Here is a 22918-nt window from a genome sequence, read left to right as displayed (position 1 = left end):
CGCGCCGTGACCCTCACCGAGCGGGTACGCACCACGCTCCCGCTGCAGGGCAGCCTGCGCTCCGTCCCGCTGCGGGTCAAGCTGGTGGCCTCCGTGCTGACGCTGGTCTTCGCGGCGCTGGTCGCGATAAGCGCCGCGAGCACCTACGCCCTGCACAACTACCTGCTCAAGCGGGTCGACTCGTCGATCAGCGTCTACGCGGCGACGATCGCCCGGGTGCGCTACGACATCAGGATCCCGGTGCCGGCCGACTTCTTCGTCTCGTTGAGCTCGGTCAGCGGCGTGCGCGACCCCGAGGACGGCGTGGCCAAGGGCGATCTCGACCTGGCCGAGGGTGACTACCCGCCGCTGGTCAAGGGCCTCGACAACGTCAACGCGGTGCTCGGTGAGCCGTACACGACCAAGTCGGTGAACGGCAAGGTCGAGTGGCGGGTGCTGGTCATCGTCGACCAGAGCGGCGCCGTGCTCCAGGTCGCCGAGAAGGTCTCGGTGATCAAACAGGCGGTCAGTCAGCTGCTCTGGGTCGACCTGCTGGTCGGCGTGGGCGTGCTGATCGCGCTCGCCTCGGTCGGCGCCGCCCTGGTCCGGCAGAGCCTGATCCCCCTGCACCAGATCGAGCGCACCGCGGCCGCGATCGGCGCCGGCGATCTGACCCGGCGCGTGCCCGATCCCGAGGGGCACGACGGCCCGCCGACGACCGAGCTGGGCCGGCTCTCCCGGGCCCTGAACGCCATGCTCGCGCAGATCGAGGCGGCCTTCACCGCCCGCGCCGAGTCCGAGGCGGCGGCTCGCGCGGCGGAGGCGGTCGCCAACGAGGCGGCCGAGGCGGCCCAGCACTCCGAGTCGCGGGCCGTGCGCTCCGAGGGCAAGATGCGGCAGTTCGTGGCCGACGCCTCGCACGAGCTCCGTACGCCGTTGACCACCATTCGCGGCTTCGCCGAGCTGTACCGCCAGGGCGCGGTCACCAACCCCGAGGACGTCGCCAAGCTGGTGCGCCGGATCGAGGACGAGGCGGCCCGGATGGGCCTGCTCGTCGAGGACCTGCTGCTGCTGGCCCGTCTGGACCGGGAGCGGCCGCTCAATCTGGCCCCGGTCGAGCTGCCGGTGCTGGCCCTCGACGCGGTCGAGGCCGCGCAGGCCACCGCGCCCGAGCGCACCATCGAGCTCGAGGTCCGCGACAGCGCCGAGAGCCTGGTCGTCGACGGCGACGACGCCCGCCTGCGCCAGGTGATCGGCAACCTGATGACGAACGCCCTGGTGCACACGCCGCCGGAGGCGACGGTGACCCTGCGGGTCTACGCCGAGCCGGACGGCCGGGCGGCCTTCGAGGTGTCCGACACCGGACCGGGGCTGACAGAGAGCCAGAAATCGCATATTTTCGAGCGGTTCTACCGGGTGGACGAGGCGCGGACCCGCAACACCCAGCGGGCGGCCACGGGCACCGGTCTGGGGCTGGCCATCGTGGCGGCGATCGTCAGGTCACACCAAGGAACCGTTGAGGTGATCTCGGAATCGGGGCAGGGGGCCACCTTCAAGGTGACTTTGCCTACGCTAAATCGGGATAAAGGCTTCACAGAAAACATCCAGGGCTAACACAGGTCGGTACGAGCGCGACGGGGCAATGTTGTGGGCATGAACGAGAACGAGACCGACCCGCGACCCGCGGACGCCTCCTCTGAGAGCAGCAGCCCGGAGCGGGGACAGTCTGAGGAGCCGACGGCCGCGCAGCCCGTCGTTCCCCCGGCCGCGCCGCAGACCCCGCAGTGGGGTCCGCCGGCCGCCGCCCCTCAGTCCGGCGTTCCCCAATCCGGCGTTCCTCAGTCGGGCGTTCCCCAGTCCGGCGTTCCTCAGTCGGGCGCTCCCCAGCCCGGCGTTCCCCAGTCCGGCGCTCCCCAGTGGCAGCAGCCGTCCCCGTGGCAGCAACACGCCGGCTACCAACACCCCGGCTACCAGCCTTACGGCCCGCCGCAGCAGCCCCAGTCGCCCTACGCGCAGCAGTCGGCCTACGCCGGCACGCCGGGCGCCTGGGCCCCCGGCGGCACCACCCAGACGCAGCCCCAGATCGGCACCGCCGAGGGCCAGGCCTGGAGCGAGGGCCAGACCTGGGCCTCCGACGGGCAGCCGGCCTGGGCCGCCCCCGTCGACCAGCAGCAGCGGCCGCGCAACACCCGGGGCCGCAAGATCCTGATCGCCGGCGCCGCGGCCGTGCTGATCGCGCTCGGCGCCGGCGGCGTCGGCGCCGCGACCGCCTTGGCCTTCGACGACGACAACTCGTCGCCCACGGTGCAGACCGGCAACTCGTCGGTCACCAAGAAGGAGGTGGTCGATCGTTCGTCGCTGGCCACCATCGCCTCGGCCGTGCAGGACAGCGTCGTGTCGATCAAGACCGAGACCGGTGAGGGCTCCGGCGTCGTACTGACCAAGGACGGCTACGTCGTCACGAACAACCACGTGGTCGCCACCGCCCAGGGTGACTCGGTGACCGTGATCTTCGCCGACGGCAAGAAGTCGTCGGCCTCGATCGTCGGCACCGACCCGCGCACCGACCTGGCCGTGGTCAAGGTCGGCCTGTCCGACCTCAAGCCCGCCACCTTCGGCAGCAGCGCCAAGATGCAGGTCGGCGACACCGTGCTCGCGATCGGCAGCCCGCTCGGCCTGGAGGGTTCGGTCACCGCCGGCATCATCAGCGCCAAGGACCGCACCATCCAGTCCAGCAGCGAGGAAGAGCAGCCGCAGCAGCAGAACCCGTTCGGCGGCCAGAGCCAGCCGCAGTCGGGCTCCAGCACCACGATGTCCGGCCTGCTGCAGACCGACGCGCCGATCAACCCCGGTAACTCGGGTGGTGCCCTGGTCAACACCCTCGGCGAGGTCATCGGCATCAACTCGGCGATCGCCACCCAGGGCAGCGGCAGCGGCAACATCGGCCTCGGCTTCGCCATCCCGAGCGACAAGGCCAAGCAGGTCGCCGAGGACCTGATGGCCGGCAAGAAGGTCAGCCACCCGGCGCTCGGCGTGAGCGTGGCCGACGGGGAGAACGGCGGCGCCCTGGTCAGCCAGGTCACCGCGGGCAGTGCGGCCGCCAAGGCCGGCCTCCAGCAGGGCGACGTCATCACCTCGGCCGACGGCAAGAGCATCGGCGACTCCGACGACCTGGTGGCCGCGGTTCAGGGCGGCGCTGTCGGTCAGCAGATGACCCTGGAATACACCCGGGACGGCGCCAAGAAGACGGTCACCGTCACGCTGGCCGAGTCCAAGTAAAGACCAGCAGTTCCCTCCCGCGACGGCGGGCGGTGCGGCAAGGGGGTTGCCGCACCGCCCGCCGTACGTTTGTCCGGTGTCATTCTCCGATTACGGGGAAAACGCCACAAATCGGCACGTGGGTCTCGCTTTAGGCCGTCCGGACGGCCTAATCTGCCATTCGCCATCGCCCATGGGCGACACCGAGGCAGTGAAAGGCGCGCCCTTCCGTGACATCGCACGTCGAGACAAATGTCTGGGAGGCCGTGGCCGGGCGCGCCCCGGGTGAGTCCGGCGATCCGGGACTCTGGGGCGCCGTCGTCGACCGCCTCAACCCGTCCCGGGCCCGGCCGGTGCTGCGCGCCGGCGTCGAGGCCGTGCAGCTGGCCGACGCCCGCGGCGGCGCCTACCTGCTGCTGCGCTCGCCCGACGACGGCAGCCGGGCCGGATACCTGCGGCTGACCGACGAGGAGTGGCAGCTCGCCCTGCTCATGGACGGCGAGAACACGGTCACCCGGCTGGTCGCCGAGTTCGCGCGGATCGCCGGGCGGCTCGCCCCCGACCAGGTCCGCCGGGTCGTGGCCGACCTGGCCGCCCACCGCATGCTCGACGAGCTGCCGATGGACGCCTTCCGCCCGCTCGAGGAGATCGGGCGCCGGCCGTTGCCGTCGCCCGCCGCGCCCGGGCCCCGCCGGCTCGCCTTCGACGCCGACGGCCTGTTCCTCACCCTCTACCGGGCCGGCGGCCGCTTCCTGTTCGGCCGGGGCGCCGCCATCGCGACCGGCGCGCTCGCGGTGATCGGCCCGGCCCTGTTCGCCGTCACCTGGGTCCGGGGCAGCCGGTCGCTGTTCCTGTCCGGCGACTCGTACCTGCTCGGCGCGGTCGTGCTCGTGCTGCTCAACCTGATCGTGGTCGGCGTCCGGGAGATCGGCCGGGCCCTCGCGGTCAAGGCCACGGGACGTGAGGTGCCGGCGGCCGGCCTGCTCGTCTCGTACGGAATGCCCTCGGTCTTCGTCGAGACCAGCGACGTCTGGATGGCCGGGCGCCGGGCCCGCCTGCTCGTCGCCGCCGCCGGCCCGGCCGGCACGCTGCTGCTGGCCGGCGTGGCCCAGCTCGCCGGTCTGGCCGTGCCGCCGCTGGCCGGCCTCGCCTTCAAGCTGGCCTTCCTCTGCTATCTGAGCCTGTTCTTCCAGCTCAGCCCGCTGCTGCGGCGCGACGGCCAGCAGTTTCTGACCGACTGGACCGAGATTCCGCAGCTGCGGGACCGGGCGCTGGCCTGGCTGAGCGGCCGCCTGCGCCGGCGGTCGCCGGGCTGGAAGACCCTCGATCGCGAGGGGCGGTTGATCGCGCTCTACGGCTATCTCGCGGTGGCCTGGACCGCGCTCGCGCTCGTGCTGGCGTACCGGCTCTGGATCGACCGGGTCTCCGGGGCCGCCACCGGCCTGTGGCACTCCGGGCCGTTCGGCGCCCTGCTGCTCCTGCTGATCATGTTCGGCGTGGCCGGACCGGTCGTCTTCCTCGTGATCGGCAAGGTCGTCCGGTGGCTGGCCGGTTCCCGGCTGCGCCGCGCCGAGAACGATCGCGAGGCCGACAGCCCGCGCCGGCTGGCCGCGCTGCGCGCCTCCGAGCTCGGCGGCCTGCCCGAGCCGGCGCTGCAGGGCCTGGCCGCCCGCGCCCGCTGGCTGCACCCGCCGAAAGGGCGCCAGGTCGTGCTCTCCGGCGGCTCGCAGCAGGCCGTCCTGGTGGTAGTCGAGGGCGCCCTGGAGGCCCGCATGCCCGGCGACCCGCCCGGCACGATCCGCCACCACGTCGGCCCCGGAGCGGTCGTCGGCCTGGTCAACGCGTTGACCGGGCGATCGACCCAGCTCGACTGGCACACCGCCGGCACGACGCTGCTCTCCATCCCCACCGCGACCGTGGCCACTGTGGTCGGGCCGCTGCCCGGCCCGCCGCCGCAGGACCGGGCCGAGGCCGAGGCGCTGTTCGCCGACACCCCGGCGCTGGCCGGCCTCGATCTCGACCAGCGGCTCGCCCTGATCGCCTCGGCCCACCCGGTCGACCTCGACCCGGGCGCGCCGGTCATCCTGCCCGGTCCCACCCACGCGGTGGTCGTCGAGTCCGGCGTCATCGCCCTGCCCGACGGCCTCGAGCTGCGCCGCGGCACGCTGGTCGGCCCGGTCGGCGAGGGCAGCCCCGGCATGGTGGCCCAGTCCCGCACGCCGGTGCGGCTGTGGGTGCTGCCGGACGCCTCCGACCTGCCGCCCCTGGTCGGCGCCACCCACCGGCCCGGATCCGAGATGCCGGTGGTCGCCGTGAAGGGCTTCCTGAGCTCCGGCGCCCGGGACGCCTACCCGCCCCTGGCCGTGCCGCCCGGCCCACCCCAGGAGCAGGCCGACCCCGCGGCCGACCTGCGCTTCGAGCGCGGGTTGCGGTGGGCCGCCGTGGTCGTACTGACCGGGGCCCTCTTCTTCGCCGGCCTCAACTTCAAGGCCGGCCCGGCGTGGGCCGAGATGCCGTCCGACCAGCTGCTGCTGACCATCGGCGCCGGCCCGGTGACGGCCACGTTCGACGGCGAGCAGGCCACCCTGGCCGCCGGCGCCTCGCGCCACATCGACCTGGGTGAGACCATCGACGTGCCGGCCGGATCGTCGGCCGACCTCGTCTTTCCGGGCGGGGCGTCCACCCGCGTCTGCGGCGGCAGCAAGGTAGGCATCGGCGGCCTGCACGTCCAGAGCGGCCGACACCGCGCGCCGGTGGCCATGCTCTCGCTCCAGAGTGGCCGACTGCTGGCCGGTACCGGCAGCACGAGCGGGGCCTTCCAGCCGCTCGCCCTCACCGTCGACCGCAGCGAGGGCCGGGTCACCAACACCGGCGCCGCCTGGTTCTCGGTCGAACCGGCGGCCGTCACCGTCTCGTCGGGCAAGGTCGCCGCCGGTGGCACGGCCGCGCCCGCGACCGGCGCGCAGCTCGCCTGCCAGGACGGCGCACCGGTAGCGCCGCCGGAGGAGAGCGCCCCGGCGCCGTCGGAATCGGAGGAGTCGGAGGAGCCGGCCCCGTCCGATCCCTCCACCGAGGCGAGCGTTCCCGCCTCGCCGAGCGCTACTGTAGTCACACCGTCACAGACCGATGATCCCGTCGAGACCACCGAGCCCGAGGCCCCCACCGACCCGACGGACCCGACGTCCACCACCACCCGGCCCGCGACGACCGCGCCGCCCACCACGACGTCGCCGACCGTCCGTCCCACGACGCCCCGGCCGCCGGCCACGCCGCCGACGACTCCGAAGACGACGCCGCCCACCACCCCACCGACGACGCCCGCGACGACGCCGCCGACCACACCGGACGTGCCCGAGACGACCCAGAGCACCGGGGAGGGCGGAGCCGGCGGCTGAGCCCGGAGTGCACACAGGAGGCTTGATGCTCTGCTGGTTCTGTGCCGAGCCCGCCCGCGCCACCTGCCGCTTCTGCGGCCGGGGCGTGTGCGCGGACCACGCCCGGTTCGGGCCCTACATCCTTCAGGTGAACCGCTCCGAGAGCCGGCGCCGGGCCGAGGCGCTGGTCGTCGACGACGCGGTGCAGTGCGGCTCCTGCCGTCCCCGTCCCCACGCGGTGGCGATGCCGGAGCTGGACTGATGGCCCTATGGTGCAGGAATGGCTAAGTTCGGCGGCGACGACCTGGGCCCGTGGTCCGAGTTCGGCACGGTGGCCGGCATGGTCGCGACCCAGAACGGGCAGGACCTGTCCGCTCCGGTCACCGGCCTGGGCGACAACCCCGACCTCGACGGCCTGCCCGCCGTCACGGGCCTCGGCGACGCGCCCCCGCACCTGCCGGACGAGATCGGCGAGGTAGTGCGGGAGACGGCTGCGGCCGTACGGGACGAGCAGGTCGACGACTACGACAACCAGGTCGACGCGGACGGCGACGGCACCCTCGACGAGGCCACCTTCCGGGGCCGGGCCGACGGCGGCGTCGACATCCTGGTCGACCTGAACGACGACGGCCGCACCGACTTCATCGGCGTCGACCTCGACCTCGACAACCGCGTCGACTTCGCCGGCTACGACAAGGACCATGACGGCGACTTCGAGAAACGGATGTACGACGACGACGGCGACGGGTTCCTCGACCGCGCCGTCTGGACCGAGGGCAGCTGACGTACGGCCGGACGGTTCCGGCCGTTCAGCGGAACTGCCTTGATGAGCCGGACCTCGTTGGACAGGGCAGCATCAGCGGGCTCAGTTCACTTTCACGAGGGAAGGCTTACAGGGTGAAGAAGAGGTTCTTCGTGGCGGCGGCGGCCGCGGCGTCCATGTTGGGCTTTGCGGTGGCCACGCCGGCCCAGGCGGCCGAGGCGCCGGTGTACTTCAGCCGGATCTACTACGACTCGCCGGGCAAGGACACCCGCAGCAACGCAAGCCTGAACGCCGAATGGTTCCGGCTGACGAACAGCACCAAGAAGACGATCCAGCTGAAGAACTTCACGGTCCGCGACGCGGCGAACCACGTGTACAAGTTCGGCGCCTACGCCCTGGCCCCCGGCAAGTCGGTGGTCGTGCACACCGGCAAGGGAACCGCCGGCAAGCCGTCCGCCATCGACCGCTACTGGGGTTCGGGCAACTACATCTGGAACAACACCGGCGACACCGCGACCCTGCGCAACGCGGCCGGCAAGACCATCAACACCTGCAAGTTCGGCAAGGGCGTAGCCACCAACTGCTGACCCCACCGCCACCCCCGCGCCCGCACCGGCGCGGGGGCTCGGCGCGGACCGCGAAGCCGGCGCCGGGTCCGAAAGGCCGAAATTGCCGTCGCTGCGTGCTGACGGCCTTCTTGCTACGCGCCCCAGCTGGTCAGGATCGATGTAGTCCTCTCCGGCATCGAAGAGTCCGACAACGGCTCTGGACCCGGGAGCAGAGCAGAAGATCCATGGGCTGAAGCCGAGCCAGCGCGAGGCGTACGGGTTCGGGGGCGCCGGAGCCCTGGGAGCCGCGGGCGCGGGAGCTGGGTTCGGTGGGCGGGCGGCGCCGGCGGTCAGGGGCAGGGCGGCGGCGACGGCGGACGTGATGAGCGTGACGGCGCGGCGGCGGTTGGGGTGGGCCGCGCTGGGAAGCAGAATGGTCATGCCGTCGATGGGTGCCGGGCCGGGCCCGGGACACCACCCGTCGCGGAAGCGACCGGTTATGCCCAGAGCGGATTCGCCATGAGGGGAATCGCTGGGAGACCGGGCGCTCCTGCGTAAAGCTTTAAGGCGTCGAACGGCCGGTCGAGTGACGGGCCCCCAGACGGATGCGAGAGGGTGTTGTCATGAGTGTTGACGAGTTGATTATGCGGGCCGGCGGCGCATCCTTCGACGACCAGGTGTTCGAGCGGCTCCTGCGCGAGCGGATCATCTTCCTCGGCAGCGAGGTCAATGACGAGGTGACCAACCGCATCTGCGCCCAGTTGCTGCTGCTCGCCTCCGCCGACAGTGAGCGGGACATCGCGCTCTACATCAACTCGCCGGGCGGCTCGATCAGCGCCGGCATGGCGGTGTACGACACGATGCAGTACATCAAGAACGACGTGGCGACGATCGCGATGGGCATGGCCGCCTCGATGGGCCAGTTCCTGCTCTGCGCGGGCACGCCCGGCAAGCGGTACGCGCTGCCGCACGCGCGGATCATGATGCACCAGCTCTCTGGTGGCATCGGCGGCACCGCGGCCGACATCGCCATCCAGGCCGAGAGCATGCTGCACATCAAGCAGACGATGAACGAGCGGATCGCCTTCCACACCGGGCACACCCCGGAGGAGATCGAGCGCGACTCCGACCGTGACCGCTGGTTCACGGCCGACCAGGCCAAGGAGTACGGCCTGATCGACCACGTGATCAGCAAGGCCAACCAGGTGAACCCGAGCGGCGCTCCGATCTCCTGACCTGCACAGACGCGGGCGCGTGGCCATCGGCCGCGCGCCCGTTGTGTGTTTCCTGAGCGTTCGGGGTACAGGACTGGCATCCCCCGAATCGCTCAAGGAGGTGCTGACGTGAGGATCCCGACGTTCTCCCGCCAGACCGAGACCGATACCACGGAGACGCCCACCCAGCCGGCCGCCACCTCCCCCGTACGGCCCCGGCAGGACCCGGATGTCACGAAGGCGGAGCGCAAGCTCGATCCCCCGCCGCCCCCGCCCTCGGTGGGCCGCCCCACCGGCAGCGCCGTCGTCGACAAGACGCCCCCGCGCCGCGTCGACCGCGACGAGCCCCCCACGCTCGAGCAGAAGAAAGTCGAGCCCACACCCGTCGTTCCGGCCGGGCCGAAGCCGCGGGCCAGCCTGCTGGCCACGCTGGGCCTGGTCCTCGGTGTGGCGTCGGTGTTCCTGGTGCTGTCGGGCCCGCTGCTCGGCTACGGCATCGGCGTCGCCGGCCTGGCCTTGATCCTTTCGCTGAGCGGCATCCACGCCACCGGCAAGCGGCACGTCGCCGGCAAGTCGGACGCCCTGCTCGGCATGGTCTTCTCGCTCGGCGCCATCGTGCTCGGCATCCTGGCCCTGACCGGTTCACTGAACTGGCTGGGCACCGACACCCAGCCCGTGAACAATTTTCGGGATTGGCTGGACGCGCGGTTTGTCGACCGTTTCTGACGGGTAAGTAACTGTTGCAGCCGACGACGAAGTCGGGTGCACCCCTCGGAACCGGGACTGGTCACCACCCTTCCCGCCCCGAAAAACCCGGCGGTTCGCCGGCACCCATTCACCCTCCGCGGGCGGCCTGGTTCAGGCCGTCCGCGAGGTGTTTCCGGGCTCACGCAACGAATCTCCGTTCCCGCGCCTGAGCACGCAATGATCGAAAGCCAGGCGCATGGTTGAACCAGGGCCTCGTGCGGGCCGGCGGCTCTAGCGTTTCTGCCATGAACACCACGGCCTCGCCGCGCCGCTACCTGATGTGCCGGCCCACCCACTTCGCCGTCACGTACCGGATCAATCCGTGGATGGATCCCACGGCGCCCTACGACAACGCGCTCGCCGTCCGCCAGTGGGAGAACCTCCGGCAGACCTACCTCGACCTGGGGCACACCGTCGAGCTGATCGACCCGCTGCCGGGCCTGCCCGACATGGTGTTCTCGGCCAACGGCGCCACCGTGGTCGACGGCCGGGTGCTGGCCGTGCAGTTCCGCGACGCCGAGCGGGCCGACGAGGCCCCGGCGTACGCGTCCTGGTTCCGCGAGCGGGGCTTCACCGTGATCGAGCCGAAGCACACGAACGAGGGCGAAGGCGACATCCTGCTCGCCGGCGACGTGCTGCTGGCCGGCACCGGCTTCCGGACCTCGCACGCCTCGCACGCCGAGACGCAGGAGGCCCTCCAGCGCCCGGTGATCACGCTCCAGCTGGTCGACCCGGCGTACTACCACCTCGACACGGCTCTCTGCGTGCTCGACGAGACCAACATCGCGTACCTGCCGTCGGCCTTCTCGCCGGGCTCGCAGGCCGTCCTGCGCCAGCTCTACCCGCACGCGGTGATCGCGAACGCGGAGGACGCGGCCGTTCTCGGCCTCAACGCGGTCAGCGACGGCCGTACCGTGGTTCTGCCGGAACAGGCCACCCATCTCGCCGGGGCGCTGCGCGCCGCCGGCTACCAGACCGTCGGGGTCGACGTCTCCGAGCTGCGCAAGGCCGGCGGCGGACCCAAGTGCTGCACCTTGGAGGTACGAGCGTGACCACCGTTGACCAGCGCACCCCCGGTGAGCTCGCCGAGGCCGAGCGGTACACCGCGCACAACTACCACCCGCTGCCCGTCGTGGTGACCGAGGGCGAGGGCGCCTGGGTCACCGACGTCGACGGCCGCCGCTACCTCGACTTCCTGGCCGGGTACTCGGCGCTGAACTTCGGGCACCGCCACCCGGAGCTGATCGCCGCCGCGCACGCCCAGCTCGACCGGGTCACGCTGACCAGCCGGGCGTTCGTGCACGACCAGTTCGCCGCGTTCTGCCGGTCGCTGGCCGAGCTGTGCGGCAAGGAGCTCGTGCTGCCGATGAACACCGGCGCCGAGGCCGTCGAGACCGCGATCAAGGTCGCCCGCAAGTGGGGCTACCAGGTCAAGGGCGTGGAGAACGAGCGCGCCGAGATCATCGTCGCCGCCGACAACTTCCACGGGCGTACGACCACGATCGTCAGCTTCTCGACCGACCCGGACGCGCGGGCCGACTTCGGGCCGTACACCCCGGGTTTCGTCGTGGTGCCGTACGGCGATCTGGAGGCGCTGGCCGCCGCCGTCACGCCGAACACGGTGGCCGTGCTCCTGGAGCCGATCCAGGGCGAGGCCGGCGTGCTCGTGCCGCCGGCCGGTTACTTCGCCGGTGTGCGCGAGCTGTGTACCGCGCAGAACGTGCTGATGATCGCCGACGAGATCCAGTCGGGGCTGGGCCGTACCGGCCGCACCTTCGCCATCGAGCACGAGGGCGTCGTCCCCGACATGTACGTGCTGGGCAAGGCCCTCGGCGGCGGCATCGTGCCCGTCTCGGCCGTGGCCGCCGACCGGGACGTGCTGGGCGTGCTGAAGCCGGGCGAGCACGGCTCGACCTTCGGCGGCAACCCGCTGGCCTGCGCGGTCGGCCACGAGGTGGTCCGCCTTCTGGCCACCGGCGAGTTCCAGAAGCGCTCGGCCGAGCTGGGCGACCGGTTGCACGCCCGGCTGGGCGAGCTGATCGGGCGCGGCCTCATCGCCGTACGGGGAAGGGGCCTGTGGGCCGGTGTCGACATCGACCCGGCGCTGATGACCGGCCGCCGCGCCTGCGAGCTGCTGGCCGAGCGCGGTGTCCTGGCCAAGGACACGCACGGCTCGACCATCCGGCTGGCGCCGCCGCTGGTCGTCACCGAGGCCGAGATCGACCACGCGGTGGACCAGCTGGCCGCGATCCTGTCGCTCTAACGCTCGAACTTGCGCAGGGCCATCGTCGGCGCCTCGCCCATCACCGACTGGGGCTGGGCGACGCCGCCGGTGGCCCACATGCTCGCCCGGCCCACGTTGACGTTGGCGTAGAGCTCCACCACGTCCTCGGGGCCGAGCGTGCGGGTCTCGCCGCGGCGCAGGGTGAGCCGGGCGTCGTCGTCGGCCGAGCCGCCGGGGCGCACGCCGCTGCCGTTGGTGCTCACGTCCTGCACGGTCAGCGTGCCGTCGGGGCGCAGCGTGAACTTCACGTGGCCGCGGCTGATCCACTTGCGGGCGTCGTCGGTGAGCCACTGGCCCAGCATGATCCCGTTGCCCTCGGGGGCGCGGCCCACGACCACCGGCTCGTCGGTCGAGACCACGAACCGGCGCCGGATGACACCGTCGATGCGTACCGAAAGCACCTCGACCGCCGCCCGCTGACCGGCGTCCTTGAGCCGGGCGCCGTGCCGCGGGCAGGTCGGCACCCCGCCGCGCAGGGCCGGCGGCGGCTGCGAGACCGGGCTGGTGAAGGTGCGCATGTCGGCGAAGAAGCTGTCGGCGTCGCCCCCGGAGCCGTAGCTCGCGCAGTTGGGCTCGGGGCAGCTCCACACGCGGGCCAGCAGCCGGTCGCCCATCGGGGAGCGCTCCGGCGGCCGCGGCGGCTCGTTGCGGCCGACCCGGGGGACCAGCACCGTGGTGCCGCCCTCGCCGGCGACGGCGGCCAGCAGGCGGCCCGGATCGTCGACCCAGGGGTAACGCTCGCGCTCACGGTCGGCCCGGCCGCGGGTGAGCACCGGCACGCCGAGCAGGTCGGCCGCCTCGAAGACGCGGCCGTCGAGTTGCGGGACCACCTCGACCTTGCCGTCGTCCGCCCACCGGCGGATGACCATTCGCTCGTTCGAGGTCAGATCGGTGTCGGATAGCAGACCGCGGGGCACCACCACGTAAACCGGGACGTTCTCCTCGGCGAAGCGCAGTCCGAGCGCGTCGAGGACCAGGCCCAGCCGCACCGAGCTGGCCGGCCGCCCGCCGTCGAGGTCCGCGTAGCGGACGATCTCCGACATATCGACCACCGCGCGCGCGAGAGCGGGGTCGGTGGTGAGCCGGGCCTCGATGGCGTCGAGGACCTTGCTGATCTCGAATCTCACGGGTCCTCCCGAGGGGTGAGCGGTTTCTGCCACGGCAATCATGCCGCGTGCGGTCCGGAGGCGGGCGTCACACCCCCTGAGCTACCGTGTCAGCCGTCCACCCGGGCATCGACCACGTTGCCATCGACACATCGACGGGGAGCTCCACCATGAGTATTCGACGATCCGCCATCGCGGGCCTGGCGCTCGCCGCCGCCCTGGTGGCCGGCGGTTGCGGCGACACGGCGAAGAAGGACGACGCCGCGCCGGCGACGAAGGCGCCCGAGACCACGGCGCCCGCCTCGGCTTCCGAGGAGCTCACGCAGGCGTACGCCAAATTCAGTGATACGCCGGTGAAGTTCAAGCTCGCCTCGGCGGCCGGCGTCGGCGGCACCGGTGCGATCGACGCCAAGACCCGGTCGTCCGAGATGTCCACCGACCTCTCCTCGGCCGGCAGCATGGTGACCCGGCAGATCGGCAAGGACCTGTACGTCAAGACGGAGGGCCAGGTCGGCGACGCGATCGGCGCCACCTCCGGCAAGTGGATGCACATCGACGTGTCGCAGGTGCCCGACAGCAGCCCGATCAGCATCAAGAACACCGACCCGGCCAACACCGCCAAGCTGATCACCACGGCGTCCGACGTGACGAAGACGGGCGACCACGCGTTCAAGGGCACGCTCGACATGACCAAGGCCGGCACGGCCAACCAGGCCATGCTCAAGGCGCTCGGCAACAAGGCCACGGCCGTGCCGTTCACGGCCGAGACCGACGCCGAGGGCCGGCTCACGGAGCTGTCGGTGGCGCTCGAGTCGATCGCGCCCGGCGCCGGGCAGATGACCGCCACCTACTCCAACTGGGGCGAGCCGGTGAACATCGCGAAGCCCGCCGCGGGCGAGGTCGTCGAGATGCCGGCGAAGTTCCGCAAGGCCATGGGCGCCTGACCTGGTCCTGTTTGTCCGGAACGGTCTTCGGGCATTGATGCCGGTGTTGCCGGCGTCACCCGGAGGCCGGCCGGCAGGAGGGACGGACATGCGGACAGCACGGTTCGCTGGGGTGGGTCTCGCGACAGCGCTGGTCCTCGCCGGCTGCTCGAACGGCGGAACGACACCCACCGCCGACGCGACCAGCGCGCCGGCCAGTGCGGGCGCGTCAGCCAGTGTGGGCGCGGCCGACCCGGCCGCCGTCGAGGCGCTGACCAAGGCGACGTCACAGCTCGGCACGACGAGCTTCAAGATCACCGCCACCTCGGGTACGGGGTTCAAGCTCGCCGGCGCGATCGACCCGGCCAAGGGCGTCGGCACGGCCGAGCTCAAGGCCAGCGGCACCAACGCCGACCTGAACCTCAAGACCCTGCTGATCGAGAAGGACCTCTACCTTCAGGTGCCCGGCTTCACCAAGGCCGGCACCTGGACCCACGTCGACGTCGCGCGGCTGCCCGAGGGCGCCAACGTCGGCCTGCGGCCGGGTGAGATCGACCCGGTGAACACGTCGAACCTGCTCGGCTCGGCCACCGACGTGCACGCGACCGGCGGCAACAGCTACGCCGGCACGCTCGACCTGACCAAGGCGGCCGGCCTGGCCGGCGTCTCCCAGGTGACCGTCGACAACACCCAGGCCCAGAACGTGCCCTTCACGGCCGGGCTGGACGAGCAGGGCCGGCTGTCGGTGCTGACCATCCAGATCCCGAACGCGCAGCCGCTCGAGGTGCTCTACACCGATTACGGCGTGCCGGTGACCGCCGCCCGCCCCGCGGCCTCGGAGATCACCGAGGCGCCGGACAGCCTGTACCAGTCACTCGGAAGCTGACGCGGCGCTCCGCCTCGCGGTCCAGTCCGTGCTCAACGGGCGGAACGCGGGGCGGTTCTCGTCGATCCAGGCGTCGATCTTCTCCCACCAGTCGTAGAGCCAGGCGACGCGCTCCTGCTCGCCCGTCGGCACCTCCTCGGGCTCGACGCTCCAGAACCGCATGACCAGCCGCTTGTCCATGGGCAACTCCCGCCAGACGTCGGCCACGGTCACCATCCGGTCGAGGCCGGTGTGGGCCACGAAGACCACCCCGGCGTCCGGCGCGGCGTCGATCGCCGCGAACAAGCCGCCCGGCTTCGGCGGCAGCACGTGCCGCAGATGCTCGGCCCGGTCGGCCGCCTCGGCCAGGCCGCGGGCCCGCAGCCGGGCGATCGCGCCGGTGCGGCGGCGCGGGGTGAAGTTGCCGCCCTCCGGGAAGATCACGAAGGCGTCGTTCTCGTCGAGGCCGGTCGCGAGCTCGCTGATCTGCTGCTCCAGCGTGTCCGTGCCGGTGCGGCCGGGCGAGATGAAGCGGTTGGGCAGGCGGTTGAGCAGCACGTCGATCGCCGGGTCCCACTGCAGCGTGGCCTTGAGCACGATCCGCGGCTCGCGGTCGAACCAGTCGACCAGCGCGTGGATCAGGATGAACGAGTCGCCGGGGCCGGCGTGCCGGCTCACCACGACCTCGGGGCGGCCGGGAACGGCCGTATCGGGGTCGGTGCCGACCACATCGACGGTCAGATGCAGCGCCCAGCGGGCGATCCAGAACAGCACCCGCAGGAAGGCCCCGGTCACTTGATAATGACGGAGCTGAAATTCGGGCGTACGGAGGTGACGGCCGAACCCGGACCACACCCAGAGCACCGCCAGCACGACCAGGGCGGCCGCGTCCCAGCAGAGGTACAGGATGCCGAGCAGGACCAGACGGGGCACCCGCAGATGCCCGGGGACCAGCGGCGACGCGACCAGGCCGAGGAACAGCCACAGCGGCAGGGTCGAGACCAGCGCGAGGGCGAGCAGGATGACGGCGGGGGCGATGACTAGGCGGCGGATCCACACCGGGGGCAGCGGCATCAGCGGTCACCCGGCCCGGGCCGGTGGCCTTCAGACCGTTCAAGGGCGGCGGGTGGGGCGGTCGGAGGGACGTTGGCCACCAGGTAGCGCCGGGAAGCCGTGTACGCCCGGCTGATGCGGCGGCCGACGGCGGCCATGTCGCGGTAGGCCCACGGGCTGTCGTCCCGGCCCTCGCCGCCGCCGCTCGGTAAGACGTGCACCCGTACATCGTCGGGCAGGAAGGCAAGATCGCGGGCGAACCGGTGCCGGCGGGCGATCTCGAAGGCCACCTGCGCCACCTCCCACGGACGTCGCGGCACGGCGAGCGGGCGCTCGACCCGCCCCACCTGAAGCACGAAGATCAGCTTCGCGCCGACCCGCACCGCCTCGCTGATCGGGATCGAGTTGACGATCCCACCGTCCACGTAGTGCTCGCCCGCGATCTCCATCGGGGGCAGCAGACCCGGAACGGCCGAGGAGGCGAGTACGGCGTCGACGAGCGGCCCGCTGTCGAACCAGTGCTCGGCCGCGCGCTCGATGCTGGCCGCGCAGCAGCGGAACGGCACCTTGAGGTCGGCGAACGAGGCAACCTCGCCGAGCTCGCTCTCCAGCAGCCGGCGCAGCGGCATGGGCGAGTGCAGGTGGGTCCGGGCGGCGAACCGGCGCAGCTGCCGGCCGATCGAGTCGCCGTAGACGGTGGCCGCCTCGGGCGACGTCCAGAGCCGGACCAGCCGGTCGGTGACGGCCTCGCTCGGATCGGAGGCGACCAGGGCGCCGTTCACCGCGCCGATCGAGGTGCCGACCACCACGTCGGGCCGGAAACCGGCCCGGAAGAGTGCCCGGAGCATGCCCACCTCGACCGCTCCGAGCACTCCTCCGCCACCGAGCACGAACGCCACCGGACCGTCGACCATGCGTTCATGGTGGCACGCGCGTCTTCTACTGATTCTTGAAGTAGGCCCCGTTCTGGTTCTGGAACTCCCAGCCGGCGAACTTGTCCCAGTTGATCGACCAGGTCATCAGGCCGCGCAGGTTCGGATTGGTGCCGCTGCGCGGGGTGTAGGAACCGCAGTTCGTGCCCTTGACGAGGCAGCCGACGGCCTGCTGGACGGCGGCCGGGGCGACATATCCGTTACCGGCGTTGACCGAGGCCGGGGCGCCGAATCCCACCTGATCCTCGCGCAGGGCCGGGAAGGCGTTGGCGGCGTTTCCGGCCACCGGGAAACCGGCCAGCAGCATGTCGGTCATGGCGATGTGGAAATCGGCGCCGCCCATCGAGTGGTACTGGTTGTCCAGGCCCATGATGGAGCCCGAGTTGTAGTCCTGGACGTGCAGGACCGTCAGGTCGTTGCGCAGGGCGTAAATGACCGGCAGATAGGAGCCCGCGCGCGGATCCTGCCCGCCCCACGGTCCCGACCCGTAGTACTGGTATCCGAGCTGAACGAAGAAGGTCTCGGGCGCCATGGTGAGGACGAAGTTGGCGCCGTACCGGGCCTTCAGGCTTTTCAGGGCCGAGATCAGGTTGACGATGACCGGCGTGGTCGGGTTCTTGAAATCGGTGTCGCCGGTGTTCAGCGAGAGCGAATGCCCCTCGAAGTCGACATCGACGCCGTCCAGTCCGTACCGGTCGATGATCGCGCTGACCGAACTGACGAACTTGTCCCGGGCCGCGGTCGTGGTGAGCTGCACCTGGCCGTTGGCGCCGCCGATGGAGAGAAGCACCTTCTTGCCGGCCGCCCGCTTGTTCCGGATGGCGGCGATGAAGTCAGCCTCCGATTCCACCCCGGGGCATTCGGTGGCCGGGCAGAGCGTGAAGCGGATGTCGCCGGAGGTGGCGCTGGTGGGCTCACCGAAGGCGAGGTTGATGATGTCCCAGTTGCTGGGGACGTCGGCCATGCGCAGATATCCGGAGCCGTTGGCGAAACTGGCGTGCAGATAGCCGATGAGCGCCCGCTTGGGAATTCCCGTGGTGGGCGGCTGAGTGGTGGGCGGCGTCGTCGTCGCCGGTGGAGTGGCCGGTGGAGTGGTCGGCGGTGTCGTCGTCGCCGGCGGTGTCGTCGGGGTGGTGGTACCCCCGCAGACGCCGTTGTCGGCCCAGACGTCCCACTGCGCGCTGTGCGTGGCCGGCGCCTCGTTCTGCGTCCACCACTTGGCGGTGTAGTTGTGGCCGTTCTGCGAAGCGACATTGTCCTTCACATAGACGGCGGTGGCGCTCCATGCGGGCGCGCACGCGGCGGCCGCGCTGGCCACCCCGGCCGACGACCCCAGATAGAGGGTGCCACCCGAGGCCGCAACCGCGGCGGCCATGACGAAGATCATCGATCGGCGCATGGCTCAGTATGAATACTGTTAACTTTGTTTGTAAATACCCGGCGGCACGGTGAGGTTCTGGCGGCCCACGACCTTGAGCAGGGCCAGCTGGCCGGCCGCGTCGGTGCCGGGGCGTGGGGTGAAGACGAGCAGATGCTGGTCCTGGCGGGCGGTGGCCAGCACCTCGCAGTCGATGTCGATCACGCCGACGGTCGGGTGGACGACGCGTTTGCGATCGCTGCGGCGCACGGCCACGTCGTGCCGGTCCCACAGGGCGGCGAACTCCGGGCTCTCCGCGCGCAGAGCGCCGACCAGGCGGCGGGCGAACGGGTCGCCGGGCCGCATGGCGACGGCGGCGCGCAGGTCGGCCACCTGGATCTCACCCTGCCGGTCCCGGTCCTCCGGCGGGTAGAGCTCACGGGTCGAGGGCTCGGTGAACCAGCGGTAGGCGAAGCTGCGGGCGAGCCCGGTGAATCCGGTCTGCTCGCCGAGCAACGCCACGCCCATCGGGTTCTGCACGAGGATCACGCCCAGGTCGGAGATGACCATCGCCGGGAGCTCGGTGAGGGCGTCCAGCAGCCGGAGCAGGCCCGGGCTGACGTGCTCGTCGATGCCGTACGAGGGTGGCGCCGCGTGCCCGGCCAGATGGAACAGGTGGTTGCGCTCGTCGACGGTCAGGCGCAGCGCGCGGGCCAGGGCGGCCAGCATCTGCGGCGAGGGCTGCGGACCGCGGGCCTGCTCGAGCCGGATGTAGTAGTCGGGCGACATCCCGGCCAGCTGGGCCACCTCGTGCCGGCGCAGGCCGGGGGTACGCCGCCGGGCGCCCGCGGGCAGGCCGACCTCGGCCGGCTGCAGCAGTTCCCGGCGACGGCGCAGGAAGCCGGCGAGCTCCTTGGAATCCATATGTGCAGCATGGCGCGTGGCCGGGCCGGTCAGACAGGGACCGGCGATACCAGTCTCGGCAGGTCTCTCCCGAGCAGCCGTACGGCGTCCGATGGTTGCCCCATGAAGATTCTCGTCACCGGCGTGACCGGTACCGTCGGCGGCCACGTCGCCCGTCAGCTCTCCGGTCGTGGCCACCAGGTGGTCGCCCTGGTCCGCGACCCGGCCAAGGCCGACCTGCCCGCCGACATCACCCTCATCCAGGGCGACCTGACCGACGCCGAGGCCGTCCGCCGCGCGCTGGCCGGCGTCGACCGCGCGTACCTCACCATGGCCGACGACAACGGCGCCGTCTTCGCCACCGAGGCCGCCACGAGCGGCGTCGGCCACGTCGTGCTGTTGTCGTCGTTCACCGCCGTCACCGAGCTGCCCTCCGGCCCGGCCAACTTCGTCACCGCCCGCCACCAGGCCGGGGAACGGGCCCTGACCGAGGCCGGCGTGCCGTCCACGTTCCTGCGGGCGGCCGGCTTCGACTACAACATCCTGCTGTGGGTGGGCGACGACGGCGTGGTCCGCGCCCCGAACCCCGACGTCCCACTGCCCATCGTGGACCCGTCCGACATCGCCGCCGCAGCCGTAGCCCAACTGCTGGCCGACGACCCGAAGCCCGGCCCCTACCTCATCACCGGCCCCGCCCGCCTGTCCGTCCGCGACCAGATCAACACCATCAACACCCTCTTGACCAGGTCGTACGTCGTCCAGGAGATCACCGAAGCCGAGGCCGGCCTGCCGGCGTCGATCCTGGAAACCATGGGCCCGGCCGCCGCCGTGGTCCACCCCTCCACCGACGTGGAAACCCTGACCGGCCGTCCCCCACGCCCTTTCGCGGCCTGGGTCACCGACAACCGGGCGGCCTTCAAGTAGATCCGGGCACCCACCTCGGCCGGTCAGCTTTCAACGCGCTGCCAGGCTGCCTCACGCTCGACGGTTCCGCGTCCATCCTCGTGCCGTAGTCGCCCGGCTGAGGATGTCCGCGGAGAAGATGTCGATCGCGCTACGCCGTGTCCTGCCGATCAGTTGATCAGTTCTGGTTGACCGGAGCGCCGTGGCGGGATCTGCCGGAACGCTGTGGCCCGTGGAAAACCTGCCACGAACGGCTGCGGGACTGGCTGTACAGGCGGCCGCCTTCTTCGGGCAGGTCGGGGCCGAGCGAAGTCACACAAGCCGCTCACCGGCTCAGATGGCGTGGAAACGGGCTGGGTGGGTACCGTTGCGGCCGTGCCAGAGGGACACACCATTCATCGGCTTGCGGCTCGGCATCGGGAGCTCTTCGCGGGGCAGGTTCTGCGGGTCGACAGCCCTCAAGGGCGGTTTTCGGGCGCGGCCCGGGAGGTTGACGGGCGGCGGCTCACCGACACCGAGGCGTACGGGAAGCATCTGTTCCATCACTACGAGGGAGACCTGAGCGTGCATGTGCACCTTGGGCTCTACGGGAAGTTCGCCGATGGCGATCTGCCTGTTCCGGAGCCGGTGGGGCAGGTGCGGATGCGGGTCGCCGGTGCGGGGCACTGGCTCGAGCTGCGCGGGCCGACCGCCTGCGAGGTGTTCGATCCGTTGCGGGTGCGGCATCTGCGGGACCGGCTCGGTGCCGATCCGCTGCGGGACGACGCCGATCCGCTGGCGGCGTACGCGCGGGTTCGAGTCAGCACCAAGCCGCTGTTCGCTCTGCTGCTCGACCAGTCGATCGTGGCCGGCTGTGGGCTGATCTACGCCAACGAGGTGCTTTTCCGGGCCGGGCTGGCGCCTACCGTCCCGGGGCGGCTGATCGGCGCGGAGCTCTGGGACGAGCTCTGGACCGACCTGCGCGCGCTCATGAAGGAGGGCGTCGCCCGGGGCCGCATCGACACCGTGCACACCGAGCACACGCCGGAGGCGATGCGGCGTGCACCACGCGTCGACCGGCACGGCGGCGAGGTGTATGTCTACCGCCGTCCCGGTCAGGCGTGCCTGGTGTGCGGCACCGCGATCGCGCGCGGCCCGCTGGCCGGGCGCAATCTCTACTGGTGTCCTACGTGCCAGCCGGCGGGGTCGCCGAAGGGGTGACCGCCGGCGGGGCCGGGGTCTCCGCCGGCAGGGCCGAGGGTGGTGGTCCCGGGATCTGCGGCAGGCCCAGCGTGAAGTTGGCCTTGAACCAGGGCAGCAGTTTCTCGTACGCGGCGATCGTGTCGGGCTGGCCGAAGTCGTGCGACAGGACGATCGCGCCGGGCTTCACGCTCTTGCGCACCTCGGCGATGATCCGGTCGATGTGCTGGGCGTCGGTCTCGCCCTCGGGGTGGTCCCAGTCGCGCGGGTCGACCTCCCAGTAGATCGAGGTCATGCCCGAGCCGCCGGCGACCGCGACCAGCCGGTCGGTGAAGTTGCCGCCGGGCGCCCGGAAGAATGGGATCTCGGCGCCCGGGACGGCGGCGCGGATGGCCGCGTTCGTCCGTTCCAGATCGGCCTTGATCTTCTCCGGCTTGTCCTTGCCGATCTTCAGGCTGTGGTCCCAGGTGTGGTTGCAGAGCGTGTGCCCGGCGTCGACGATCTGCCGGACGATCTCCGGGTGCTTCTTGACCTGCGACCCGACCAGGCAGAAGACCGCCTTGACGTCGTTCTGGGCGAGCAGATTCAAGATCTTGGGTGTCTGTACCGGGTCGGGGCCGTCGTCGAAGGTCAGCGCGACCGCCTCGGTGCCGGTGGTGCGCAGCGAGGCGCCGGGGCCGGCCGGCGGAACCTTGGCCGTGCTCTCACCGGTCTGCTGCGCGGTCGGCGTGGCGCTCGGGGCCACTGTGGGCACGGTCGCCGTCGGCTGGGGCGCCGCCGTGTCCTTGCCGGAGCCGGACTCGGCCGAGGGCTTCTCGTCCTTGCCGGCGGCCGGCTTGGAGCGGGCGGGCTCCTCGTCGTCCTTGACGGGGGCGGCCTTCGACGGTTTCGGCTGCACGCCGACGACGGCCTGGGCGGCGGCGTTCACCGCGTTCACGCTTTCCCGGCGCTGCTCGGCCGGCATGGCCAGCAGCAGGATGCCGATGGCGACCAGCGAGGCGAGCAGCACCTGCTGGCGGGACTTGCCCATCAGCAGCCACGACTCGATCGGCAGGGTGCCGGGGGCGCGGTGGCTGCCCATGGCCGGCGGGCGCCCGGTGGGCGGCTTGGCCACGGCGTGCCGGCCGGCCCGGGTGGGCCGCTGGGCGCGGGTCGCGCCGCGCTGACGGGGCAGCGAGGACGGTTCGTCGCCGACGAAGCTCACGACGGGCTTGCCGCGGCGATAGCGCGTCTCGGGCCGGTCGATGACGGCGACGGGCGAGCCCGAACGCGCGGCGTCGACATCGGAAGGCGTGGCGCCGGCATCGGAAGGCGTGGCGCCGGCGGGAAGGCCGGAGGCGGCGGAGGGTTCGATGATCGGGTGCTCGGACGTCACGTCCGCCAGCGACTCCGGTCGATGATGCCGCCCGCGCGTCGTCTGTCCGGCCGGGGTCGGATAACGGGGAGATTGCGGCGACATCCTGCATGCCTACCGTGCCGCAAGATCGAGCGCGAGACCAGATCGGTGGTTGTCATGCTACGGAGCGCGAT

The 22918-nt window shown here is 71.6% G+C and carries 21 protein-coding genes; 15 read left to right on the top strand and 6 right to left on the bottom strand.

The features are described 5' to 3' along the window. The first annotated feature begins 6 nt into the window (after nt 1-6). From AB0C26_RS07325 to rocD, 10 genes are all read left to right on the top strand, one after another. Nucleotides 7-1593, top strand: a complete 1587-nt coding sequence (locus AB0C26_RS07325; protein ID WP_360242908.1) for a HAMP domain-containing sensor histidine kinase — start codon at nt 7-9, stop codon at nt 1591-1593. A 39-nt stretch (nt 1594-1632) separates the two neighbouring features. Next, the gene (locus AB0C26_RS07320; protein WP_360242905.1) at nt 1633-3258 is read left to right on the top strand and encodes a trypsin-like peptidase domain-containing protein; all 1626 of its coding nucleotides are present in this window, start codon (nt 1633-1635) and stop codon (nt 3256-3258) included. A gap of 209 nt (nt 3259-3467) precedes the next feature. Next, nucleotides 3468-6632, top strand: a complete 3165-nt coding sequence (locus tag AB0C26_RS07315) for a cyclic nucleotide-binding protein (RefSeq protein ID WP_360242902.1) — start codon at nt 3468-3470, stop codon at nt 6630-6632. A 25-nt stretch (nt 6633-6657) separates the two neighbouring features. After that, nucleotides 6658-6873, top strand: a complete 216-nt coding sequence (locus AB0C26_RS07310; protein WP_360242899.1) for a hypothetical protein — start codon at nt 6658-6660, stop codon at nt 6871-6873. Nucleotides 6874-6891: 18 nt separating this feature from the next. Then, complete coding sequence (locus tag AB0C26_RS07305) at nt 6892-7395, top strand: hypothetical protein (RefSeq protein WP_360242896.1); 504 nt, start codon at nt 6892-6894, stop codon at nt 7393-7395. Nucleotides 7396-7508: 113 nt separating this feature from the next. Then, on the top strand, nt 7509-7961 hold the full coding sequence (locus AB0C26_RS07300) for a lamin tail domain-containing protein (RefSeq protein WP_360242893.1): 453 nt from the start codon (nt 7509-7511) through the stop codon (nt 7959-7961). 584 nt (nt 7962-8545) lie between these two features. Beyond that, the gene (locus AB0C26_RS07295) at nt 8546-9157 is read left to right on the top strand and encodes an ATP-dependent Clp protease proteolytic subunit (protein WP_360242890.1); all 612 of its coding nucleotides are present in this window, start codon (nt 8546-8548) and stop codon (nt 9155-9157) included. 108 nt (nt 9158-9265) lie between these two features. Beyond that, nucleotides 9266-9862 (top strand): hypothetical protein, encoded by a 597-nt coding sequence (locus AB0C26_RS07290; protein WP_360242887.1) that lies wholly within the window; start codon nt 9266-9268, stop codon nt 9860-9862. Between the two features lie 266 nt (nt 9863-10128). After that, nucleotides 10129-10935 carry a dimethylargininase gene (ddaH, locus tag AB0C26_RS07285; protein ID WP_360242884.1) on the top strand — a complete coding sequence of 269 codons (807 nt, stop codon included), beginning with the start codon at nt 10129-10131 and terminating at the stop codon, nt 10933-10935. After that, a complete protein-coding gene (gene rocD / locus AB0C26_RS07280) occupies nt 10932-12146 on the top strand; it encodes an ornithine--oxo-acid transaminase (RefSeq protein ID WP_360242881.1) in 1215 nt (404 codons plus the stop codon). Before ddaH ends, rocD begins: the two co-directional genes overlap by 4 nt. Here rocD and AB0C26_RS07275 read toward each other — a convergent pair. Continuing rightward, nucleotides 12143-13294, bottom strand: a complete 1152-nt coding sequence (locus AB0C26_RS07275; RefSeq protein WP_360242878.1) for an FHA domain-containing protein — start codon at nt 13292-13294, stop codon at nt 12143-12145. The genes rocD and AB0C26_RS07275 overlap by 4 nt on opposite strands. 149 nt (nt 13295-13443) lie before the next feature. Here AB0C26_RS07275 and AB0C26_RS07270 point away from each other — a divergent pair, with 149 nt between their 5' ends. After that, a complete protein-coding gene (locus AB0C26_RS07270) occupies nt 13444-14217 on the top strand; it encodes a hypothetical protein (protein ID WP_360242875.1) in 774 nt (257 codons plus the stop codon). Between the two features lie 88 nt (nt 14218-14305). Then, nucleotides 14306-15082 carry a hypothetical protein gene (locus AB0C26_RS07265; protein WP_360242872.1) on the top strand — a complete coding sequence of 259 codons (777 nt, stop codon included), beginning with the start codon at nt 14306-14308 and terminating at the stop codon, nt 15080-15082. Here the strand turns inward: AB0C26_RS07265 and AB0C26_RS07260 are convergent. From AB0C26_RS07260 to AB0C26_RS07245, 4 genes are read right to left on the bottom strand one after another with little or no spacing between them, the layout of a single operon-like run. Then, a complete protein-coding gene (locus AB0C26_RS07260) occupies nt 15068-16135 on the bottom strand; it encodes a 1-acyl-sn-glycerol-3-phosphate acyltransferase (RefSeq protein WP_360242869.1) in 1068 nt (355 codons plus the stop codon). The genes AB0C26_RS07265 and AB0C26_RS07260 overlap by 15 nt on opposite strands. Then, nucleotides 16135-17028: a patatin-like phospholipase family protein gene (locus AB0C26_RS07255; protein ID WP_360242866.1), complete on the bottom strand. Its 894-nt coding sequence runs from the start codon at nt 17026-17028 to the stop codon at nt 16135-16137. The genes AB0C26_RS07260 and AB0C26_RS07255 overlap by 1 nt, the downstream gene beginning before the upstream one ends. Before the next feature lie 25 nt (nt 17029-17053). Further along, nucleotides 17054-18445, bottom strand: coding sequence for a glycosyl hydrolase family 18 protein (locus AB0C26_RS07250; RefSeq protein ID WP_360242863.1), 1392 nt, complete (start codon nt 18443-18445; stop codon nt 17054-17056). 18 nt (nt 18446-18463) lie between these two features. Then, a complete protein-coding gene (locus tag AB0C26_RS07245) occupies nt 18464-19327 on the bottom strand; it encodes a helix-turn-helix transcriptional regulator (protein WP_360242860.1) in 864 nt (287 codons plus the stop codon). 102 nt (nt 19328-19429) lie between these two features. Here AB0C26_RS07245 and AB0C26_RS07240 point away from each other — a divergent pair, with 102 nt between their 5' ends. The 3 genes from AB0C26_RS07240 to AB0C26_RS07230 all read left to right on the top strand — a co-directional run bounded on the left by AB0C26_RS07240 (nt 19430) and on the right by AB0C26_RS07230 (nt 21409). Then, complete coding sequence (locus AB0C26_RS07240) at nt 19430-20230, top strand: NAD(P)H-binding protein (protein ID WP_360242857.1); 801 nt, start codon at nt 19430-19432, stop codon at nt 20228-20230. 137 nt (nt 20231-20367) lie between these two features. Then, complete coding sequence (locus AB0C26_RS07235) at nt 20368-20703, top strand: hypothetical protein (RefSeq protein ID WP_360242854.1); 336 nt, start codon at nt 20368-20370, stop codon at nt 20701-20703. Continuing rightward, on the top strand, nt 20585-21409 hold the full coding sequence (locus AB0C26_RS07230) for a DNA-formamidopyrimidine glycosylase family protein (protein WP_360242851.1): 825 nt from the start codon (nt 20585-20587) through the stop codon (nt 21407-21409). The genes AB0C26_RS07235 and AB0C26_RS07230 overlap by 119 nt, the downstream gene beginning before the upstream one ends. On the opposite strand, the gene AB0C26_RS07225 is transcribed toward AB0C26_RS07230, so the two are convergent. Next, a complete protein-coding gene (locus tag AB0C26_RS07225; RefSeq protein WP_360242848.1) occupies nt 21375-22763 on the bottom strand; it encodes a polysaccharide deacetylase family protein in 1389 nt (462 codons plus the stop codon). The two genes, AB0C26_RS07230 and AB0C26_RS07225, sit on opposite strands and share 35 nt — an antisense overlap. Nucleotides 22764-22918: the final 155 nt, after the last annotated feature.

Source organism: Actinoplanes sp. NPDC048796 (assembly GCF_040650035.1).
Classification (GTDB): Bacteria; Actinomycetota; Actinomycetes; order Mycobacteriales; family Micromonosporaceae; genus Actinoplanes.
Note: the sequence above shows the minus strand (reverse complement) of the source record. Positions and strands in the feature narration are given on the sequence as shown.